16 protein-coding genes are annotated in these 20,353 nt (G+C 75.2%); all 16 read left to right on the top strand.

Going from position 1 to position 20,353, the window contains the following annotated elements; all coding sequences use genetic code 11:
• The first annotated feature begins 83 nt into the window (after positions 1–83).
• The 16 genes from TOK_RS17990 (at position 84) to TOK_RS17915 (ending at position 20,284) form a co-directional block, all read left to right on the top strand.
• Positions 84–1,934 carry a penicillin-binding protein 2 gene (locus tag TOK_RS17990; RefSeq protein WP_098959030.1) on the top strand — a complete coding sequence of 617 codons (1,851 nt, stop codon included), beginning with the start codon at positions 84–86 and terminating at the stop codon, positions 1,932–1,934.
• 307 nt (positions 1,935–2,241) lie between these two features.
• A complete protein-coding gene (locus TOK_RS17985; RefSeq protein WP_253258450.1) occupies positions 2,242–3,801 on the top strand; it encodes a UDP-N-acetylmuramoyl-L-alanyl-D-glutamate--2,6-diaminopimelate ligase in 1,560 nt (519 codons plus the stop codon).
• Entirely contained in the window at positions 3,798–5,234 is a 1,437-nt protein-coding gene (murF, locus tag TOK_RS17980) for a UDP-N-acetylmuramoyl-tripeptide--D-alanyl-D-alanine ligase (protein WP_098959026.1), read from the top strand. Before TOK_RS17985 ends, murF begins: the two co-directional genes overlap by 4 nt.
• Positions 5,231–6,301, top strand: coding sequence for a phospho-N-acetylmuramoyl-pentapeptide-transferase (gene mraY, locus TOK_RS17975; protein WP_098959024.1), 1,071 nt, complete (start codon positions 5,231–5,233; stop codon positions 6,299–6,301). Before murF ends, mraY begins: the two co-directional genes overlap by 4 nt.
• Entirely contained in the window at positions 6,301–7,728 is a 1,428-nt protein-coding gene (gene murD / locus TOK_RS17970) for a UDP-N-acetylmuramoyl-L-alanine--D-glutamate ligase (RefSeq protein ID WP_253258449.1), read from the top strand. The genes mraY and murD overlap by 1 nt, the downstream gene beginning before the upstream one ends.
• Complete coding sequence (gene ftsW, locus TOK_RS17965) at positions 7,725–9,110, top strand: putative lipid II flippase FtsW (RefSeq protein ID WP_098959022.1); 1,386 nt, start codon at positions 7,725–7,727, stop codon at positions 9,108–9,110. The genes murD and ftsW overlap by 4 nt, the downstream gene beginning before the upstream one ends.
• A gap of 73 nt (positions 9,111–9,183) precedes the next feature.
• Positions 9,184–10,266: a glycosyltransferase gene (locus TOK_RS17960; RefSeq protein ID WP_098959020.1), complete on the top strand. Its 1,083-nt coding sequence runs from the start codon at positions 9,184–9,186 to the stop codon at positions 10,264–10,266.
• A 71-nt stretch (positions 10,267–10,337) separates the two neighbouring features.
• Positions 10,338–11,696 carry a UDP-N-acetylmuramate--L-alanine ligase gene (gene murC, locus TOK_RS17955; protein WP_098959106.1) on the top strand — a complete coding sequence of 453 codons (1,359 nt, stop codon included), beginning with the start codon at positions 10,338–10,340 and terminating at the stop codon, positions 11,694–11,696.
• Positions 11,693–13,282 (top strand): FtsQ-type POTRA domain-containing protein, encoded by a 1,590-nt coding sequence (locus tag TOK_RS17950; protein WP_098959019.1) that lies wholly within the window; start codon positions 11,693–11,695, stop codon positions 13,280–13,282. The genes murC and TOK_RS17950 overlap by 4 nt, the downstream gene beginning before the upstream one ends.
• 172 nt (positions 13,283–13,454) lie before the next feature.
• Positions 13,455–14,900 (top strand): cell division protein FtsZ, encoded by a 1,446-nt coding sequence (gene ftsZ / locus TOK_RS17945; RefSeq protein ID WP_098959017.1) that lies wholly within the window; start codon positions 13,455–13,457, stop codon positions 14,898–14,900.
• Positions 14,901–14,925: 25 nt separating this feature from the next.
• Positions 14,926–15,645, top strand: a complete 720-nt coding sequence (gene pgeF / locus TOK_RS17940) for a peptidoglycan editing factor PgeF (protein ID WP_098959015.1) — start codon at positions 14,926–14,928, stop codon at positions 15,643–15,645.
• Between the two features lie 134 nt (positions 15,646–15,779).
• Positions 15,780–16,547 carry a YggS family pyridoxal phosphate-dependent enzyme gene (locus TOK_RS17935; protein WP_098959104.1) on the top strand — a complete coding sequence of 256 codons (768 nt, stop codon included), beginning with the start codon at positions 15,780–15,782 and terminating at the stop codon, positions 16,545–16,547.
• A 55-nt stretch (positions 16,548–16,602) separates the two neighbouring features.
• Entirely contained in the window at positions 16,603–17,349 is a 747-nt protein-coding gene (locus tag TOK_RS17930; RefSeq protein ID WP_098959013.1) for a cell division protein SepF, read from the top strand.
• Positions 17,350–17,353: 4 nt separating this feature from the next.
• The gene (locus tag TOK_RS17925; RefSeq protein ID WP_098959011.1) at positions 17,354–17,641 is read left to right on the top strand and encodes a YggT family protein; all 288 of its coding nucleotides are present in this window, start codon (positions 17,354–17,356) and stop codon (positions 17,639–17,641) included.
• Between the two features lie 46 nt (positions 17,642–17,687).
• Entirely contained in the window at positions 17,688–18,548 is an 861-nt protein-coding gene (locus tag TOK_RS17920; RefSeq protein WP_098959010.1) for a DivIVA domain-containing protein, read from the top strand.
• Between the two features lie 65 nt (positions 18,549–18,613).
• Positions 18,614–20,284 (top strand): hypothetical protein, encoded by a 1,671-nt coding sequence (locus TOK_RS17915; protein ID WP_098959008.1) that lies wholly within the window; start codon positions 18,614–18,616, stop codon positions 20,282–20,284.
• Positions 20,285–20,353: the final 69 nt, after the last annotated feature.

The raw sequence follows: 20,353 nt of genomic DNA, 5'->3' as shown, positions 1-20,353 counted from the left end.
CCCACCGAGGACGCCCTGACCCAGGCCAACGCCGACGCTCCCGCGGCAGGCACCGCCGGCACCACCGCGGGCGGAGCAGGCTGATGCCGGTCGCGCCGCCGCGGTCCCGGCCCGCCGGACCCGCCCGCACGGCGCCGCCGCGCCGCCCGGTCCCGCCGCGGCCGGCGCCCACCCGCTCGGGCGACCCGTCACGCCGGATGAAGATCGGCCGGCTCGTGCTGGTCGCATTGCTGACGTTGTCGCTGGTGAAGCTGATCAGCGTGCAGACGGTCCAGTCGGGCTCGCTCACGGCGTCGTCGGAGAAGCAGCGCCTCACCCGGTTCCCGCTGCCCGCCGAACGCGGCTCGATCCTCGACCGCAACGGCACCCCGCTGGCGTTCAGCACCGAGGCGAGCGCGCTCGTCACCAACCCGCGGCTGATCACCCAGCAGAAGGGCGCGCAGGCCGCGGCCTACAAGCAGCAGATTGCCACGGCCGTCGCCGCGCGCACCGGCGGCGACCCGAACGCACTGCTGGCCTCGTTGAACAGCGACAAGGGCTACGTCGTGCTGGCCCCGCTGGCCGACCCGGGCGCGGCCCGCGAGCTGCGCGCGGCGTTCCCGGAGATCGCCGAGGAGAAGCGCGAGTCGCGGCAGTACCCGGGCGGCAGCCTCGCGGCCAACGTCATCGGGGCGGCGTCGTGGAACAGCGGCGACCAGAAGCTCACCGGTCTGGTCGGCCTGGAGAGCTCGCAGGACGCGCTGCTCGCCGGCACCGACGGCTACGAGGTCGTCGACACCGCCGAGGGCAGCTCCGCGATCATCCCCGGCAGCACCCGCGCCCAGCAGGACGCCGTGCCGGGCTCGGACATCCAGCTCACGATCGACTCCGACATGCAGTACACGATCCAGCGCCAGCTCCAGGACTACGTCGCCAAGACGAACGCCAAGGGCGGCTCGGCCGTCGTGCTCGACGTGAAGACGGGCGAGGTGCTGGCCCTGGCCAACGGCACCACGTTCGACCCGTCGAACCTGGCGGGGTCCGACCCGGCCGCGATGGGCAACGCGGCGGTGACCTCGCCGTTCGAGCCGGGTTCGGTCAACAAGATCGTGACGATGTCGGCGGCGCTGGAGTACGGGGTGGCCAAGCCCGACGACGTGCTCGACGTGCCCGGCAGCATCAAGGTCGCCGACCGCACGGTCAACGACGCGTGGAAGCACGGCCTCGACCACTACACGCTGACCGGTGTACTGGCGAAGTCGTCGAACGTCGGCACGATCATGACGGCGCAGAAGGTCGGCGAGGACCGTTTCGCCGACATGCTCGCCCGCTTCGGCCTCGGCCAGAAGACGGGAATCGGGCTGCCGGGGGAGAGCGCGGGCAAGGTTCCGGCGCGCGACACCTGGTCGGGTTCGACGTTCGGCAACCTGCCCATCGGCCAGGGCCTGTCGATGACGGTGCTGCAGATGGCGGGCATGTACCAGGCGGTGGCCAACGACGGCGTCCGCATCCCGCCGCGGATCGTCGCGTCGACGGTGGGCCCGACCGGGGTGCGCACGGCGCCACCGCCCCCCGAGCCGGTGCGGGTCGTCTCCCCGCAGACGGCGCAGACGTTGCGCGGCATGCTGACCGCGGTCACGCAGAACGCCAAGGGCGTGCAGCGCGGCACCGGTGCGGCGGCGGGCGTCGACGGCTACCAGGTCGCGGGCAAGACGGGCACGGCCCAGCAGGTCGACCCGTCCTGCGGTTGCTACGCCCGCTCGACGTACTGGATCACCTTCGCGGGCATGCTGCCCGCGCAGGACCCGCGGTTCGTCATCGGGATCATGCTCGACGCGCCCGCGGGCGGGGCGTCGGCGGCGCCGCTGTTCCACGACATGGCGAGCTACATCGCTGCGCGCCAGCAGATCCCGGTCGGTCCGCCGGCCCCGTTCCAGACGCTCGTCGCACCCTGACCGGGCCGGCGCGGGCCCGCGTGCGGGATGCGGTGAGGATCGCGACGACGGGTCGGGCGGGTGCGCCCGCCGGTCCGGTCCCCTCACGGACGATCGGGTGCCCCCACATGCCCGCCGACCAGCGGCGACGTATCGATCATCGGTCGGCTCCGGGCGCCGACCGGTGTCCGTGGTGGTGACGCGGGTGCTGCGGTGGCGGTCACCGGTGCACCCGCCGCGGCGGGTGGCGCGCCGGAGGCCGGGGAGCGGTGGCGACGGCACCGGTGCCCGTCGGGCGTGTCGGGGGACGCCGGTAGCCTTCCGCCCCGTGCCGCCCGCAAGCTCCCCCGTGACCGCCGCGCCTCCGCGGCCGGACCACGTGCGGCCGGTCGACGTCGCGGTCCTCGCCGCGTCCGCCGATGCCGAGCTGCGCCATCCGGCCTCCGCCGTCCGCCCCGTGACCGGCGCGACGCTGCGCGCCTCCGACGTCCGGCCGGGTGACCTGTTCGCCGCGCTGCCGGGCGCGCGCGTGCACGGGGCCGACTTCGCCGCCGACGCGATCGCCGCCGGTGCCGCCGCGGTCCTCACCGACCTGGCGGGTGCCGCCCGCGGCGCGCTCGTCGCGGGCGACGTGCCGGTCCTGGTGCACCCGCAGCCGCGGCACGTGCTCGGCGACCTCGCGGCCCGCGTGTACGGCGATCCCACGGCGGCGCTCGACGTCATCGGCATCACCGGTACCAGCGGCAAGACGACGGTCGGGCACCTGCTCGAGGCAGGACTCGCCGCGGCGGGCCGGGCCACCGGCCTGCTGGGTACCGTCGCCACCCGCATCCGCGGCGCCGAGGCGCCCAGTGCGTTCACCACGCCCGAGTCGCCCGACCTGCAGGCCCTGTTCGCCGTGATGGCCGAGCGGGGCGTCACCGACGTCGCGATGGAGGTGTCGAGCCACGCGCTCGCGCTCGACCGCGTCGCCGGCACCCGGTTCTCGGTGGCGGGCTTCACGAACCTGTCGCAGGACCACCTCGACTTCCACCGCGACATGGACGACTACTTCGAGGCCAAGGCCATGCTGTTCGACCCGGCCCGTCCGGGTGCGCCGCGGCACCGGGTCGTCTGCGTCGACGACGAGTGGGGCCACCGCCTCGCGGCCCGCACCCCGGACCCGGTCACCGTCGCCACGACGGGCCCGGCCGACTGGTCCGTCGCGGGCACCGTCCGCCGCGACGACGACGGCACGCAGCACTTCGTCGCGGCCACCCCCGGCGGCGAGGTCCCCGTCTCGCTGCGGCTGCCCGGCGCCTACAACGTCGCCAACGCGCTGCTCGCGCTGGCCTGTCTCGACGCCGCCGGGGTTCCCGCGGCCGTGGCCGCCGCCCGGTTCGCGGAGCTGGCCGTGCCGGGCCGGATGCAGCGCGTCGAGGCGGGGCAGGACTTCCTCGCCGTCGTCGACTACGCGCACAAGCCCGCCGCCGTCGGTGCCCTGCTCGACGCGCTGCGCGCCCAGGTCGGCGGCCGCGTCATCACGGTGCTGGGCTGCGGCGGCGACCGCGACCGCGGCAAGCGCCCGCTCATGGGCGCGATCGCCGCAGCCGGGTCGGACGTCCTCGTCGTCACCGACGACAACCCGCGGACCGAGGACCCGGCGGAGATCCGGCGGCAGATGCGTGCCGGTGCCGAGGCCGAGCCGCGGCGCGGGGAGATCGTCGAGATCGGCGACCGGCGGGCCGCCATCGCCGCGGCCGTCGAGGCCGCGCGGCCGGGAGACGTGGTCGTCATCGCCGGCAAGGGACACGAGAAGGGCCAGGAGATCGACGGCGTGAAGCACCCCTTCGACGACGTCGACGAGGTCCGGGCGGCGCTGCGCCCGGTGGGCGGGGCGGGCGCATGATCGGCATGCGGCTGGCCGACGTCGCCGCCGTCACCGGTGGGCGGCTGCACCGCGCGACCGGCGAGGAGCAGGTCACCTCCGTCGAGTTCGACTCCCGCAAGGCCGGGCCGGGCGCGCTGTTCCTGGCGCTGCCGGGCGAGCGCGTCGACGGGCACACGTTCGCCGCCGCGGCGGTCACGGCCGGCGCGGCGGGGGTGCTCGCTGCCCGCGAGGTCGACGCGCCCGCGGTCGTCGTCCCGCCCGCCGGCGGGGTGGCCGGCACCTACCTCGCCGAGCACGACGCCGACGGCGCCGGTTCCGCGGTCCTCGCCGCGCTCGCGAGGCTGGCCCGGCACAACGTCGACGCCCTTCCGGGACTCGCCGTCGTCGGCGTCACCGGCAGCTCCGGCAAGACCTCGACCAAGGACCTGTTGGCCGCCGTCCTCGCCCCGCTGGGGCCGACCGTCGCGCCGCCCGGCTCGTTCAACAACGAGCTCGGCCACCCGTGGACGGCGCTGCGCGCCGACGCAGGCACCCGCCACCTCGTCCTGGAGCTGTCGGCCCGCGGGCCAGGCCACATCGCCGCCCTGTGCGCGGTCGCGCCGCCGCGGATCGGGGTCGTGCTCAACGTCGGGCGGGCCCATCTCGGCGAGTTCGGCTCGCCGGAGGCGATCGCGCACGCCAAGGGGGAGCTCGTCGAGGCCCTCCCGGACACGGGTGTCGCCGTCCTCAACGCCGACGATCCCGCCGTCGCCGCGATGGCCTCGCGCACCGTCGCCCGGGTCGTCCCCGTCGGCCTCGGTGCCGGTGCGCTCGTCCGCGCCGTCGGCGTCACCTCGGAGGCGGGCCGCGCACGGTTCCGGCTGGTCACCCCCGCGGGCGAGGCCGACGTCGCGCTGCGCCTCGTCGGGGCGCACCACGTCGGCAACGCGCTGTCGGCCGCCGCCGTCGCCCTCGAGCTCGGTGGTACTCCCGAGGGTGTCGCCGCCGCCCTGTCCGCCGCCGCGCCCGTGTCGCGCTGGCGGATGGAGGTCACCGACCGCGCCGACGGCGTCACCGTCGTCAACGACGCCTACAACGCCAACCCCGAGTCGATGCGCGCCGCCCTCGCCGCGCTCACCGACCTGGGCCGCGGCCGCCGCACCTGGGCCGTGCTGGGCCGCATGGCCGAGCTCGGCGAGTCCGAGGCCGCGGCGCACGCCGAGGTCGCGGGCGCCGCCGCGGAGCTGGGCGTCGACGCACTCGTCGCCGTCGGCGAGCCCGGCTACGGCGCCGCAGCCCGCCACGTCCCCGATCCCGCCGCCGCGCTCGCGCTGCTGCGCGCCGAGGTCGCCACCGGCGACGTGGTGCTGGTCAAGGCCTCCCGTGCCGTCGGCCTCGACCGCGTCGCCGACGCGCTGCTCCACGAAGCTCCCCACGACGATCGACAGGAGAACGAGCTGGTGTCCCGGTGAGGAGTGTCTTCGTCGCCGCCGGCATCGCACTCGCGGTGTCCATCCTGCTGACCCCGTACCTGATCAAGTTCTTCTCCCGGCAGGGGTTCGGCCAGGAGATCCGGGCCGACGGGCCCGCCAGCCACAAGAGCAAGCGCGGCACGCCCACGATGGGTGGCGTCGCGATCCTGCTGGCGCTGTGGATCGGCTACCTGGGCGCGCACCTGCTGTCCGGCGAGCCCATGAGCGCGTCGGCGCTGCTCGTCCTCATGCTCACGACGGCGCTCGGCCTCGTCGGCTTCCTCGACGACTTCATCAAGATCCGCCGCCACCGCAACCTGGGCCTGAACAAGACGTCGAAGCTCGTCGGGCAGCTGATCACCGCGGTCGTGTTCGCGATCCTCGCCCTGCGGTTCGCCAACGCGCGCAACCTGACCCCGGCGTCGGACCAGCTGTCGTTCGTCCGCGAGATCGCCGTGCTGAGCTTCGGCTCCATCGGCTTCGTGATCTTCTGCTACCTCGTCGTGTCGGCCTGGTCGAACGCGGTCAACCTGACCGACGGCCTCGACGGGCTCGCCGCAGGCACCTCGGCGATGGTGCTCGGGACGTACACGATCATCGGCTTCTGGCAGTTCCGAAACAGCTGCGCCGTGACCGCCGCCGCGGGCTGCTACGAGGTCCGCGACCCTCTCGACGTCGCCCTCGTCGCGGCAGCCGCGATGGGCGCCTGCATCGGCTTCCTGTGGTGGAACGCCGCGCCCGCAAGGATCTTCATGGGCGACACCGGGTCCCTCGCCCTGGGCGGCCTGATCGCCGGGCTGTCGATCGTCACCCGCACCGAGCTGCTGCTCATCGTCATCGGCGGTGTGTTCGTCGTCGAGATCCTGTCGGTGGCACTGCAGATCGTCGTGTTCCGCACGACGCGGAGACGGCTGTTCCGCATGGCCCCGTTCCATCATCACTTCGAGCTGGCCGGCTGGGCGGAGACCACCGTCATCATCCGGTTCTGGCTGCTCGCAGCCATGTGCGCGGCGCTGGGTCTCGGGCTGTTCTACAGCGAGTGGCTGACGGCCTCGGCAGGCGTGTAGTGCCGACCACCGAGGCTGGAACCGACGATCCCGTGCGGGGGCGCCGCATCGTCGTCGCCGGGGCCGGTGTGTCCGGGCTCGCGGCCGCCGAGGTCCTGGTCGCGCACGGTGCCGACGTCGTCGTCACCGACGACACGCCCGCCCGGCTCGCCGACCTGCCCGCCGGCGCCCGCGCGGGGGAGGGGCTTCCCGACGGCACCGAGCTCGTCGTCACCAGCCCCGGCCTGCGGCCCGACCACCCACTCGTCGACGCCGCCGCGGCGCGGGGCATCGAGGTCATCGGTGAGCCGGAGCTGGCGTGGCGGCTCGGCGCCGTGTCGGCGTCGCCACCCAGCTGGCTCGTCGTCACCGGCACCAACGGCAAGACGACGACCACCAGCATGCTCGCCGCGATCCTCGCCGCCGCCGGCCACGACTCGGTGGCCTGCGGCAACATCGGCCTCCCGGTCGTCAGCGCGGTCGAGGCCGGGCACCGCGTCCTCGCGGTGGAGCTGTCGAGCTTCCAGCTGCACCGGTCGCCGTCGGTGCGCCCCGACGCGGGCGTCGTGCTCAACGTCGCCGAGGACCACCTCGACTGGCACGGCGGGATGGACGCCTACGCCGCCGCGAAGGCCCGCGCGCTCACCGGCCGCGTCGCCGTCGGCTGCGTCGACGACGTCTGGGCCGCCACCCTGCTCTCCGCCGCCCCCGCGCCCGTCCGGGTCGCGGTCACCCTCGGCGAACCCGGGCCGGGCGAGCTCGGGATCGTCGGGGGCATGCTGGTCGACCGGGCCTTCGGCGCCCCCGGCGAGACGGCCGAGCTCGTCGCCGCCGACGTCGTCACACCCGGTGGTGCCCCCGGCCTGACCGACGCGCTGGCCGCGGCCGCGCTGGCCCGCGCGCACGGCGTGGCCGCCGACGCGGTCGCCGCCGGGCTCGGCGGGTTCCGGCCCGGACCGCACCGCTCCGAGACGGTGGGTGTGGTCGGCGACGTGACGTTCGTCGACGACTCCAAGGCCACCAACCCGCACGCGGCCGACGCCTCCCTGGCCGCCCAGCGGGGCCGCCCCGTCGTCTGGGTGGCGGGTGGTCTGTTCAAGGGCGCGTCGGTCGACGACCTCGTCGCACGCCGGACCGCCGGGATGCGCGCGGCGGTGATCATCGGCACCGACCGGGCGGAGATCGTCGCAGCCCTTGCGCGACACGCCCCCGACCTCCCGGTCGTCGAGGTCGAGTCGGGTGACGATGAGCCCATGACGACCGCAGTGCGCCGTGCCGCCGACCTCGCACGCCCGGGCGACGTCGTCCTCCTCGCCCCGGCCGCGGCGTCGATGGACCAGTTCCGCGACTACGCCCACCGCGGGCGGGCCTTCGCCGACGCGGTCGCCGCGCTACCCGCAGCGACCCGCCCCCCGGGCCGGGAGGCACCGGCGGAGGCGTCGAGATGAGCCCCGCCGAGCGCGCCGCCGCCGAGCCCGGCCCCGCCGCGGGCCGGACCGCCGGCACCGGCGCGACGGCCCGGAAGGCCCCCCTACGCCGCCCCGTCGCCGGCCCGCAGACCTTCGCGGGAGCCCGCGCCGCCGTCGGCCGGGGCGGGACCGCCCTCGCACAGTGGCTGCGCCGCCCGCTGACGTCGCTGCATCTTGTCCTGGGCGTGTTCGGCCTGCTCACGACGTTCGGTCTCGTGATGGTGCTGTCGGCGTCGTCGGTCGAGTCGTTCACCGCGGGCGGGTCGTCGTACTCGGTGTTCACCCGCCAGGTCATGTTCTGCGGCGTCGGTCTCGTCGTCTTCTACATCGGGCTGCGGATCAAGCCGACGACGCTGCGCGCCCTGTCCCCGGTCCTGCTGCTGGGGTGCGCGGTGCTGCTGGCCCTGGTGCTCATCCCCGGCCTCGGTTCGGTGCGTGGCGGGTCGCGCGCCTGGTTCACCCTGGGCCCCTTCGCGTTCCAGCCCGGCGAGCCCGCCAAGGTGGCGCTCGCCCTGTGGGGCGCGCACGTGCTCGCGACCCGCCGCAAGGTCATGCACCGGTGGAAGCACGCGCTCTCGCCGGTCGTGCCCGTCGCGCTCGTGCTCGCCACACTGCTCGTCCTCGAACCCGACCTGGGCATGACCGTGTCGCTGGGCATCGTGCTCATCGCGCTGCTGTTCTTCGCCGGCGCCCGCGGCCGGCTGCTGCTCGCGCTCGCGGGCGGCGGGCTCGCGGGTGCACTGGTCCTCGGCCTCACCGCCGGCTACCGGCAGAGCCGCATCACCGCGTTCCTCTCCGCCGACAGCGACCCGCTCGGCCCCGGATACCAGGCCACCCAGGCGCTGTACTCGCTCGCCGACGGCGGCCTGTTCGGCGTCGGGCTGGGCCAGGGCCGCGCCAAGTGGAGCTACCTGCCCAACGCGCACAACGACTTCATCTTCGCGATCATCGGCGAGGAGCTCGGCTTCATCGGCGCCTTCGCCGTCCTCGCCCTCTTTGCGACGCTCGCCTACACCGGCCTGCGCATCGCCACCCGCAGCGCCGACCCGTGGCTGCGCATCGTCTGCTCCACCCTCACCGCGTGGCTGGTCGTCCAGGCCGCCATCAACATCGGCTACGTCGTGGGCCTGCTCCCGGTCACCGGTCTGCAGCTACCCCTGATCTCGTCCGGAGGCACGTCCCTGGTGGTCACCATGTTCGCGTTCGGCGTGCTCGCCAACGCCGCCCGGCACGAGCCGGAGGCGGTGGCGGTGCTGCGCAACGGCGGCCAGGGCCGCATCGCGCGGCTGCTGCGCCTGCCGGCCCCCGAGCCCTACCGGGCGCCGGCCGCCCGGACGCCCGCCCAGCGGGTGCGCCGGTGAGGGAGCGTCAGCGAGTGGACCAGGCACACCGCGCCTGCGCGCAGCGCCGGCCGAGCCCCGGCGAGGGCGAGCGATGACGTTGTCCGTCGTCGTCGCCGGTGGGGGCAGCGCCGGGCACATCGAGCCGGCACTCGCGTTCGCCGACGCGGTCCTGCGCGACCACCCCGACGCCGTCGTCACCGCGCTCGGCACCGAGCGTGGCCTCGACACCACCCTGATCCCCGCCCGCGGCTACCCCCTGCGGCTGATCCCGCCGGTCCCGTTGCCGCGCAAGCCGAGCAAGGACCTCCTGTGGCTGCCGGGCCGGGTCCGAGCCGCCGTCGGCACGGTCCGCGACGTGCTGCGCGAGGTCGACGCCGACGTCGTCGTCGGGTTCGGCGGCTACGTCTCGCTGCCCGCCTACCTGGGGGCCCGCGGCCGCGTCCCCGTCGTCGTGCACGAGGCCAACGCCCGCGCCGGCCTCGCCAACAAGGTCGGCGCCCGGTTCGCCGCCGCCGTCGCGACGGCCGTCCCCGGGACCGGGCTGCCCCACGAGCAGGTCGTCGGGATGCCGTTGCGGCGCTCGATCACCGGGCTCGACCGGCCCGCTCTGCGCGCCGAGGCCCGCGCCTTCTTCGGGTTGCCCACCGACGGCCCCGTGCTGCTGGTGTTCGGTGGCTCCCAGGGTGCGCGGACCCTCAACTCGGCCGTCGCCGCCGCGCTGCCCGGGTTCGCCGGGGCCGGGGTCGCGGTCCTGCACGCCCACGGCAAGGGCGGCACGGCCGGCCCCGAGACCGCCGGCTACGTGCCGCTGCCCTACATCGAGCGGATGGACCTCGCCTACGCCGCCGCCGACGCCGTCCTCGGCCGCTGCGGGATGACGACCGTCGCCGAGGTGACGGCCGTCGGGCTCCCCGCCATGTACGTGCCGCTCCCGCACGGCAACGGCGAGCAGGCGCTCAACGCCCGCCCGGTCGTCGCCGCGGGCGGCGGAATCCTGGTGCCCGACGCCGAGACCACCGGGGAGCGGGTCCTCGCCGAGCTGCTCCCGCTGCTGCGCGACGCGCAGCGGCTCGCCGCCATGGGCGCCGCCGCCCGTGGGTCCGGCCACGCCGACGCCGACGAACGCCTCGCCCGCATCGCCGTCGGTGTCACCCGCCAGGTCGGTGCCCGGTGACCGCGCCCGTGACGCCCGCCGCGGCACTGCTCGGCGACCGCGTCCACCTCATCGGCATCGGTGGCGCCGGGATGAGCGGCATCGCGCGGATCCTGCTGGGCCGCGGCATCGCCGTCTCCGGCTCCGACGCCAAGGACTCCCGCACCGTCATGGCCCTGCGCGCCCTGGGCGCGCATGTGGCGGTGGGCCACGACGCCGGTCACCTCGACCAGCTCGACGGGCCGCCCACGGTCGTCGTGTCGACCGCGATCCGCGAGACCAACCCGGAGCTGGCCGCGGCCCGCGAGCGGGGCCTGCTCGTCGTCCACCGCGCCGATGCCCTCGCCGACCTCACCACCGGCCACCGCGTCGCCGCTGTCGCGGGCACCCACGGCAAGACGTCGACCAGCTCGATGCTCACCGTCGCGCTGCAGCACTGCGGCTTCGACCCGTCGTTCGCGATCGGCGGTGACCTCGCCGCGTCCGGCGCGGGCGCCCACCACGGCGGCGGCGACGTGTTCGTCGTCGAGGCCGACGAGAGCGACGGCTCCTTCACCGCCTACACCCCGGGCGTCGCCGTCGTCACCAACGTGGAGCCCGACCACCTCGACCACCACGGCACCGAGGCCGCCTACCGGGCCGTGTTCGAGGCGTTCGTCGGACGCGTCCCCGCGGGTGGGGTCCTCGTCGCCTGCGCCGACGACCCGGGCTCGGCCGAGCTGGCGCGGTACGCGGAGGGGCGCGGGCTCGCCGTCCGCCGCTACGGCCGCACCGCCACCGGTGCGGACGACGCCGTCCTCGTCGACCACCGCCCCGACGGCCCCGGCGCGCGCGTCCGGGCCCGCCACCGTGGCGTCGAGCTCGCGGTGCGCCTCGCCGTCCCGGGCGAGCACATGGCCATGAACGCCCTCGGCGCCCTCCTCGCCGGGGTCGAGCTGGGTGCGCCCGTCGACACGCTCCTCGAGGGCCTCGCCGGGTTCGACGGGGTGCGCAGGCGCTTCGAGTACAAGGGCCGCGCCGCCGGCGTCGCCGTGTACGACGACTACGCCCACCACCCGACGGAGGTCGCCGCCACGCTGCGGGCGGCCCGCTCCGTCGCGGGCCCCGGCCGGGTGATCGTCGCCTTCCAGCCGCACCTCTACTCCCGGACCCGGCTGTTCGCCGCCGAGTTCGGTGTCGCCCTCGGGCTGGCCGACGAGGTCGTCGTCCTCGACGTCTACGGCGCCCGGGAGGACCCGGAGCCGGGCGTCACCGGCGCGCTGGTCGCCGACGCGGTCGACCTGCCCCGCGGCGCGGTGCGGCACGTCCCGAGCTGGTCGGAGGTCCCGGCGGTGCTCGCCGGCATCGCCCGGCCCGGTGACCTGGTGCTGACGATGGGCGCGGGTGACGTCACCGTGCTCGGCCCGGAGGTGCTGCGCGAGCTCGAGGTCCGCGAAGAGGGCGCAGGGTGAGGCGCCCGGCGGCTCCCCGATCGGCACGTGAGCGCGATGGTCGCACCCGTCGCGCCGGTGCCGGGCGGGCGGACGCCGGGCAGGACCGCCCCACCGCCGACGACGCGTCCCGCGACGGCACGGGCACGTCGCGCCGTTCCGACGACGCCCGGGACGGGGACCGGGGGGCCACCGGCCGCCGCGGCGAGGGTCCCGGTGGGCTCCCCGCCCAGCCCGGCCGCGCCGACCGCGAGGCGACGGGGCGCGCCGGGATGAACGCTGCCGCCCGGGACAGGACCGCCCGGGACAGGTCAGCCGGGGACAGGGCCGACAGGACGGCCCGGGACGGGGCGACCGGCACCGGCCGGACCTCCCGCGCCGCGCGGGACGAGGCCGCCGACACCCCCGAGGCGGGCCGCGGCAAGGCGGGTGGCGCCGGCAGTGATGCCCGCGGCACGGGTCGCGACCCCGCGGGCGCCGGGCGGAAGTCCGTCGGTTCCGCGGCGAGTCGCGGTCGGACGACGGCCGGTTCGACGTCGGCGGCGGGGGAGCGGACCGGCCGCGGCGCCGGACGCTCCGGCGGCGACACCGAGCGCAACGGCAAGCGCGCCGGAACGGCCCGCACCGACGGCCGTGGCCGCAGGCTCGGTGCCGGCGGGATCGCGGCCATCCCCGGTTCCAGCGGCGGCACCCGCGGTGCCCGGACGCCCCCGCAGGGCGCGGACGCCGACGACCCGGCTCCCGGTACGACCGCGGACGGGACCGACGAGAGCGGTTCGGACACCACCGGCACGGATGCCGGGAACGCCGGCACCGCGACCCGCGACGACACCGCGGCCCGCCGCACCGCCCGGACCGGCGCCACCCCCCGGCCCCGGCCCGTCCGGCCCGCCCCGCACATCGTGCGCCGGCGGCGGATCGCGCTGCTCGTCGTCGTCCTCGTGCTGCTCGGCGGCCTCGCGGGCGGGGTCGCGTTCCTCCTCTACGGCAGCGGTCTGGCCGACGTGGAGACCGTGACCGTCGACGGTGCCCTGGCCGTCCCGCGCGACCAGGTCCTCGCCGCCGCCGCGATCCCCACGGGTGGCCCGCTGGTGGGCGCCGACACCTCCGGTGCCGAACAGCGCGTCGCGGCGCTGCCCGGAGTCGCGTCGGTGACGGTCGGCCGCGACTGGCCGCACACCGTCGTGATCACGGTCGTCGAACGGGTCGCCGTCGCGCTGGCCGACACCCCCAAGGGCCTCATGCTCGTCGACCGCACCGGCGTGCCGTACGAGCAGGCGCCCGAGGTGCCGCCGGTGCTGCCGCACCTCGACGTCGGCATCGCCGGCCGCATCGCTCCGGACGACCCGCAGACCACCGCCGGGCTCGGGGTTCTCGCCGCGCTGCCCGACGCCGTCCGGGCGCAGGTGCTGACCGTCACGGTGATCGCCCCCGCCACCACCGGGGGCCAGGCGACGGTCGAGCTCACCCTTTCCGACGACCGCCGTGTCGTGTGGGGCTCGCCCGGGAACGGCCAGCGCAAGGCGGCGGTGCTCACGGCGCTGCTGACGGAGAAGGGCAGCGTGTTCGACGTCGCCAGCCCTGATCTACCGACGATTCGTCGCTGACCGCGCACGTCCGGTCACGAAGAGGTCACGACAGCGCGAAACACCCCTCTGGGGGGTTGCCGACGTGCGGCGCGCCTAATGGACCGACACCCTGACCGCACCTAGCGTTCTCGCGTGAAGGCCCGGACCAACCGGAGCTGGACCGGACCCGAGCAACTGGAAGGTGCCGCGCATGACGCCCCCGCACAACTACCTGGCCGTGATCAAGGTCGTCGGTATCGGTGGCGGCGGCGTGAACGCCGTCAACCGCATGATCGAGGTCGGTCTGAAGGGCGTCGAGTTCGTCGCCGTCAACACCGACGCCCAGGCCCTGCTGATGTCCGACGCCGACGTCAAGCTCGACATCGGCCGGGAGCTGACCCGCGGCCTCGGGGCCGGGGCGAACCCGGAGGTCGGCCGCAAGGCCGCCGAGGACCACCGCGAGGAGATCGAGGAGGTCCTCAAGGGGGCCGACATGGTCTTCGTGACGGCGGGGGAGGGCGGCGGCACCGGCACCGGTGGCGCACCCGTGATCGCCTCGATCGCGCGCAAGCTCGGTGCGCTGACGATCGGTGTCGTGACCCGGCCGTTCACCTTCGAGGGCAAGCGTCGCGCCGGTCAGGCCGACGAGGGCATCAACGCGATGCGCAACGAGTGCGACACGCTCATCGTCATCCCCAACGACCGGCTGCTGCAGCTCGGTGACGTCGGCGTCTCACTGATGGACGCCTTCCGCTCCGCCGACGAGGTCCTGCTCTCCGGTGTCCAGGGCATCACCAACCTGATCACCACGCCCGGCCTGATCAACCTCGACTTCGCCGACGTCAAGAGCGTCATGTCCGGCGCGGGCAGTGCGTTGATGGGTATAGGGAGCTCACGCGGAGAGGGCCGCGCAGTCCAGGCCGCGAGCTCGGCGATCAACTCGCCGCTGCTCGAGGCGTCGATGGACGGGGCGCAGGGGGTGCTGCTGTCGATCGCGGGCGGCTCCGACCTCGGCCTGTTCGAGATCAACGAGGCCGCCTCGCTGGTCCAGGAGGCCGCGCACCCGGACGCGAACATCATCTTCGGGACGGTGATCGACGACTCCCTCGGCGACGAGGTGCGGGTCACGGTCATCGCAGCCGGGTTCGAGGGTGGCGGTCCCGCGCACAAGAAGCTCGAGCCGTCCGCCTACCGCTCCACCGACGCCGCGCCCGGTACCGGGGCGTCGGCCGCGGGGACGAGCCAGCCGGCCGCGGTCCACACGCCGGCCGTGCACGCCCCGGCGGCCCAGCACGTCCCGGCCGCTCCGGTGACGCCGCCGTCGGCCGCGCCGGTCACGGCTGCGAACGGGTTGGGCCACAACCAGGCGGGCACCCTGCCTCCTGCGGCCCCGGTGCCGCCGCAGCCGTCGTACGTGCCGCCGGCGCCGCGGGCGCCGGAGCGCACCGATCCCGCGATGAGCTCCCTCGGTGGCGGCGGGGCGCATGCCGCCCAGCCTCACACGGCTCTGACGCAGACCGCGCCGACGCAGACCGCGCCGCCGCAGACCGCACCCACCCAGGCCGCGCCGACCCACGGTGCGGCGGTCCCGGTCTCCGACGGCGACTTCGACGAGCTCGACGACGACGTGGACGTGCCGCCCTTCATGCGTCGCTGACCTCGCGTCGTGCAACGCTGACGCGGTGCGCGTTCGCAAGGTTGTCACGACCCGTGCCGGTGGCCGTTCCTCCGGTGCCTTCACCAGCTTCAACCTCTCCCGGGGTGTGGGTGACGACCCGTCGGCGGTCGCCTCGAACCGGGGCCGGCTCGTGCGCGAGCTGGGCCTGTCGGGGGCGGTGTTCCTGCAGCAGGTGCACGGCATCCGGGTCGAGACGGTGAGCGGCCCGGCGCCGGGCGCCGGGGTGCCGGATCTCGCGGAGGCCGACGCCGTCGTCACGGCCGAGCCCGGGGTGGGGCTGGCGGTGCTCGCGGCCGACTGCGTGCCGGTGCTGCTGTCGGACCCGAAGGCGGGTGTCGTCGGTGCGGCGCACGCCGGCCGGGTCGGGGCGGCCGCCGGCGTGGTGCCCGCGACGCTGCAGGCGATGGTCGCCCTCGGCGCCGACGTGGAGGACGTGGTGGTCCTGCTGGGGCCCGCGGTCTGCGGCGGGTGCTACGAGGTGCCGGCGGAGATGCGTGACGAGGTGGGGGCGGTCCTGCCGGGCAGCGGCGGCCGGACCCGTCGTGGCACGCCCGGCATCGACATCCGGGCGGGCCTGCACCGCCAGCTGGACATGTTCGGTGTCCGCGGGGTGGCCCGGGACCCGCGGTGCACGATGGAGGACCCGGCCCTGTTCAGCCACCGCCGGGAGGGCTCGACCGGGCGCCAGGCCGGGGTGGTGTGGCTCGACCCGTCCGACGGGTGAGGGTCCGATCGTGGGTGGCGTCGTCGCAGCCCGCGACCGGGGGTGTGCCCGGACCGCGTGCCTGGTCGCGGCCGGGGCGCGATGAGGACGTCCCGCGGGCCGCGTCGGCCGTGGGCGGTGGGTGGAGGAACGAGATGAACGAACGACCCGAGTCGCCGGCCCCGCGTGGGTCGGGGCAGGACCGCCGCGACGATCTGGCCAGGCGCCTCGCCCGCGTGCGGGAGACCGTCGCCGCGGCGTGTGCGGCCGCCGGCCGCGACGTGGCCGAGGTCGACCTGCTGGCCGTCACCAAGACCGTCCCGGCGGCCGACGTCGCGATCCTCTGCGGGCTGGGGCTGCGCGACTTCGGCGAGAACCGGGCACAGGAGGCAGCGCAGAAGGTCGAGGAGGTCGCGGGGCTCGTCCCGGACGCAGCGCCGCGGTGGTTCTTCGTCGGCGGACTGCAACGGAACAAGGCGCGCGTGGTGGTCCCGTGGGTGACACGCGTGGAGTCGCTCGACTCGGCACGGCTGGCCGATGCGCTCGACGCCCAGGCCCGGCGCGCCGTCGACGACGGGCTCCGCGAGGGCCCGCTCCCGGTGCTGCTGCAGTACAGCGTCGACGGTGACCCGGACCGCGGCGGCGTCGCCCGCGAGGGCCTCGGCGCACTCGCCGCGCACGTCAGCGGCCTGCCGGGCCTCCGCCTCGACGGGCTCATGGCCGTCGCGCCGCTCGGCGCGGAACCCGACGAGGCGTTCGCCGACGTCGCCGCCGCGTTCTCTGCACTGCGTGATGATCATCCGTCTGCGAGGGTGCTGTCGGCCGGGATGTCCGCGGACCTCGAGGTGGCGATCCGTCACGGATCGACGTGTGTGCGTGTCGGAACGGCCCTTGTGGGGGAACGGCGGATAGCCTCGCGGTGATCGCCGGTCGCGGGGGCGACCGCCGGTTCGCGGGTGACGACGAGGGGAGCGCGACATGGGCGCGATGTACAAGCTCAAGGCCTACTTCGGAATGGTACCCGCGGACGAGATGGCCGATTACGTCGACGAGCCGGGCTACGGCGTCCCGCGCCGGCGTGACGAACGCTGGGACGATCCCGAGGACCGCTACGGCGCGGCCGACGAGTACGAGTCCTACGACCCGCCGGCGTCGGTCGGCGAGGCGTGGGACCGGCGTCCCGGCCGTCCCGGCGGCATGGAGCGCACTCCCGCCCGTGAGTCGCGGCCCCCACGTGAGCCGGTGCGTGCCGCGAGTGGTGTGGGTGCGTCGGGGCTCGGCGGCACCGGTCTCGGTGGCGGCCTGGGCGCGGGCAGCGTCCGTGGAGCACTCGCCGTCGACCCCGAGCCCGTGCTCCGCGAGCCCGTCCGCGAGCCGGCGTTGCGCGAGGTGCGGCCGGGGGAGCGCGCGGCCCTGCCGGAGCAGCGCGACCGTGGTGCGGCCACGATGGCCCGCATCACGACGCTGCAGCCGCGCAGCTACAAGGAAGCGCGGACCATCGGGGAGCGCTACCGCGACGGCCAGCCGGTGATCATGAACCTCACCGAGCTCGACGCCGCGTCGGCCAAGCGCCTCGTCGACTTCGCCGCGGGGCTCGCTTTCGCGCTGCGCGGTTCCATCGACAAGGTGACGAACCGTGTATTCCTTCTCACGCCCGCGGACGTCGAGGTCTCGGCGGACGACGCGAGGCGGCTCGCAGAACGCGAGATGTTCCGCCAGGATTGACGGCGTGCCCGACGTCCTTCGCCTCGTCCTGTATTACGTCCTGTTCGCCTTCTGGCTGCTGCTCACGGCACGCATCGTCGTGGAGCTGGTGCACGCGTTCGCGCGCAAGTGGCGGCCCGTCGGACAGAGCGCCGTCGCCCTCGAGGCGATCTTCACGATGACCGATCCGCCGGTGAAGTTGTTGCGGAGAGTGATCCCCACGGTCCGGATCGGGGGAGTGGGGCTGGACCTCTCGATTATGGTTCTCCTCCTGGCAGTGTTCATACTTATGGACGTTGTCAGGCCGGAGTGAGCCCCAGTCACCCGGTTTGCCGCCGAGGACTGCATGAGGTGATCCGATGCCGCTGACGCCCGCCGACGTTCACAACGTCGCGTTCAGCAAGCCCCCTATTGGTAAGAGGGGGTACAACGAGGACGAGGTCGACGCGTTCCTCGACCTGGTCGAGGCCGAGCTCGCTCGACTGCTCGAGGAGAACGACGACCTGCGTGAGCAGGTGTCCCAGATGGAGTCCCAGCTCGGCAGCGCGCAGGCCGACCTGGAGGAGGCGCGGTCACGGCCGCAGCCGGCTCTGGCGCCGCCCACGGCCCAGATCCAGCGGCCCGTGGAGCCTCCGCGCCCCGTCGAGCCGCCGCGTTCGCTGTCGGCGCCCGCGCCGCAGCTGGCCGATGGCGGTGATCTGGGCGGTGGCGACCACCACGTCCAGGCCGCCAAGGTCCTGGGCCTGGCCCAGGAGATGGCCGACCGGCTCACGGCCGAGGCCAAGAGCGAGGCCGACTCGATGCTGGGCGACGCCCGGACCAAGTCCGAGCAGCTGCTCTCGGAGGCCCGGACCAAGTCCGACGGCCTCGTGAACGATGCCCGTGCCCGCGCCGAGACGATGCTCAACGACGCGCGGACCCGGGCCGAGACGCTGGAGCGGCAGTCGCGCGACAAGGCTGCGACGCTGGTCAGCGATGCCGAGCGCAAGCAGACCGAGATCATCGGGACGATCCAGCGCGACAAGTCGGTCCTCGAGAAGAAGATCGACGAGCTGCGCACGTTCGAGCGCGAGTACCGGACGCGGCTGAAGACGTACCTGGAGTCGCAGCTGCGTGACCTCGGCGACCGCGGTTCCGCGGCGCCCGCCGACGGTCGGTCCGCCTCCAACGGGGGTTACGCCGCCAGCGGCTACGGCCAGCGCGCCGACGCCGGCAGCTGACCGTTCCCGAGACAGTTCCCCGGACGGTGGGCGGCGCCACGGCGCCGCCCACCAGGGAGTGAATCGTGCTGCTGCTGGTTCTGATCCTCGTCCTGGTCGCGTTCGCCCTGCTCGTCGTCGCACTGTTGACGGGCAGCGTCCTGTGGGCGTGGGTGTCCGTGGCCGTCAGTGCGGGCGCCGCGGTGGTGTTGCTCGTCGACTGGCTGCGCGGCCGCTCCGCGGCTCGTACGGGCCCCGCGCCGGGCCGTGCGGAGGCGGGTGGGCCACCGCCCCCGATGCCGGGTGCCGACAGGGCGCCGGCCTTCGAGGGCGCCGAGGCGGTCACGCAGGTTCTGCCTGTCGTGCCGCCGACGGGTCCTCCGCCGAGCCAGGCGCCCGATGGGGTTCCGGCCGGGGGATCGTCGTCGCCGGCCTCGTCGCAACCGCCCGGCTCACCCGGGCGACCGTCCGGCGCTGACGACGGAGTCACTCCATCGAGCGTAAATTCGTCACACAGCGTGACCGCTGAACCGGTCTCCCGGGGGCCTGCCGCGGGTGCCCCCGCAGCGGGTGCCCGGCCGGCAACGGCGGCCGACGCGACGGGCGCGGAGCCCGGTCGTCCGGCCGGCGACGCGACCCAGGTGATGGGTGCGGACCGGTCCGGCGACACGACCGGGCCTCCCGGGTCGCGCACTCCTGGATCACGGTCGCAGGAGTCGCGGCGGCAGGCAGGCTCCGTCGACGGTCCGACCGTCGCTGTTCCGGCAGCAGGTGCCGGCGCGGCGGCGGGTGCAGCCGCGGCCGCAGCCGCGGGTTCGTCCCAGGGCGCCGGTCCGTCCGGTGCCGCGTCGCTCCAGAAGCCCCAGTCGCTCCAGAAGCCCCAGTCGCTCCAGAAGCCCCAGTCGCAACAGAAACCCCGGTCGCTCGAGAAACAGCCCGGGTCGCCGGCCCGGTCCGACTCGGCCGCCGGGGGAGCCGAACCGGACAAGGCAGGCGCCGCGAGGTCCGGCCCAGATACGGGCGGCCCCGCGAAGGCGGGTTCTGCGAACGCCGGTGCCGAGAGGGGCAAGCCCGGGACGGGCGCCGGTTCCGACGGCAAGGCCGCAGCTCAGGGCCGGCCGGGTCAGCAGCCGGCGGATCGGTCGCCGACCCAGTCGCCGCAGACGTCGTCCGCCGGCCGGCCGGGTGCCGGTGGTGCAGAGGCCACGGCAGTCCTCGGTGGCCGGCCCGCGCAGGCCGCGTCCGGGCAGAACCGGCCGGAGGGCACCCCGGACCGGTCGGGTTCCGCAGCTCAGGGTTCCGCAGCTCAGGGGGCTGGTGCCGCGGACGATGCAGCGCAGGGCGCCACGTCGTTCGGCTCGGGCGCCCCCGCCCAGGCTCCCGGCAGCTCTGCCCAGGCTCCCGGCAGCTCTGCCCAGGCTCCCGGCAGCTCTGCCCAGGACCCCGGCAACGCCGCCGAGGCGACGACGACCACGGCAGCGGCCTCCGGCAACGGCGCCGCCCGGTCGGTCCCGCCCGCCGAGCCGCCGGAGGAGACCCCGGAGGCCCGTGTCGCCGGACAGGTCGCGAACCTCGAGGACGAGGTCGTCGTCGTCGACGAGCAGCCCCGCTTCCACGTGACCGAGTGCCCCTCCCTGGAGGGGCAGGCGTTGATCCCGCTGCCGGTCCGCGAAGCGGTCGAGCTCGGCTTCACCCCGTGCGGGCTGTGCAGCCCGAGCCGGACCATCGCGGCCCGCCACCACGCCGAGGCGCGCTGACCGAGCGTCCCACCTCCGCGCGCCCCGGCCGGGGCGCGCGCAAGCGGGTGGCGCCCGCGCGCTACCCTG

Origin of the sequence: Pseudonocardia sp. N23 (assembly GCF_002583555.1) — a bacterium.
Lineage (GTDB): Bacteria > Actinomycetota > Actinomycetes > Mycobacteriales > Pseudonocardiaceae > Pseudonocardia.
The sequence above is the reverse complement of the archived record's forward strand: the minus strand, read 5'-3'. Positions and strand labels throughout refer to the sequence as shown.

What these genes read in the sequence shown, in the direction of transcription:
- ftsW (WP_098959022.1), top strand. Translation starts at nt 7,725, where the DNA reads ATGAGCCCCGCCGAGCGCGCCGCCGCCGAGCCCGGCCCCGCCGCGGGC.
- TOK_RS17935 (WP_098959104.1), top strand. Translation starts at nt 15,780, where the DNA reads ATGAACGAACGACCCGAGTCGCCGGCCCCGCGTGGGTCGGGGCAGGAC.
- TOK_RS17920 (WP_098959010.1), top strand. Translation starts at nt 17,688, where the DNA reads ATGCCGCTGACGCCCGCCGACGTTCACAACGTCGCGTTCAGCAAGCCC.
- murC (WP_098959106.1), top strand. Translation starts at nt 10,338, where the DNA reads ATGAGCGGCATCGCGCGGATCCTGCTGGGCCGCGGCATCGCCGTCTCC.
- TOK_RS17930 (WP_098959013.1), top strand. Translation starts at nt 16,603, where the DNA reads ATGGGCGCGATGTACAAGCTCAAGGCCTACTTCGGAATGGTACCCGCG.
- ftsZ (WP_098959017.1), top strand. Translation starts at nt 13,455, where the DNA reads ATGACGCCCCCGCACAACTACCTGGCCGTGATCAAGGTCGTCGGTATC.
- TOK_RS17990 (WP_098959030.1), top strand. Translation starts at nt 84, where the DNA reads ATGCCGGTCGCGCCGCCGCGGTCCCGGCCCGCCGGACCCGCCCGCACG.
- TOK_RS17960 (WP_098959020.1), top strand. Translation starts at nt 9,184, where the DNA reads ATGACGTTGTCCGTCGTCGTCGCCGGTGGGGGCAGCGCCGGGCACATC.
- murF (WP_098959026.1), top strand. Translation starts at nt 3,798, where the DNA reads ATGATCGGCATGCGGCTGGCCGACGTCGCCGCCGTCACCGGTGGGCGG.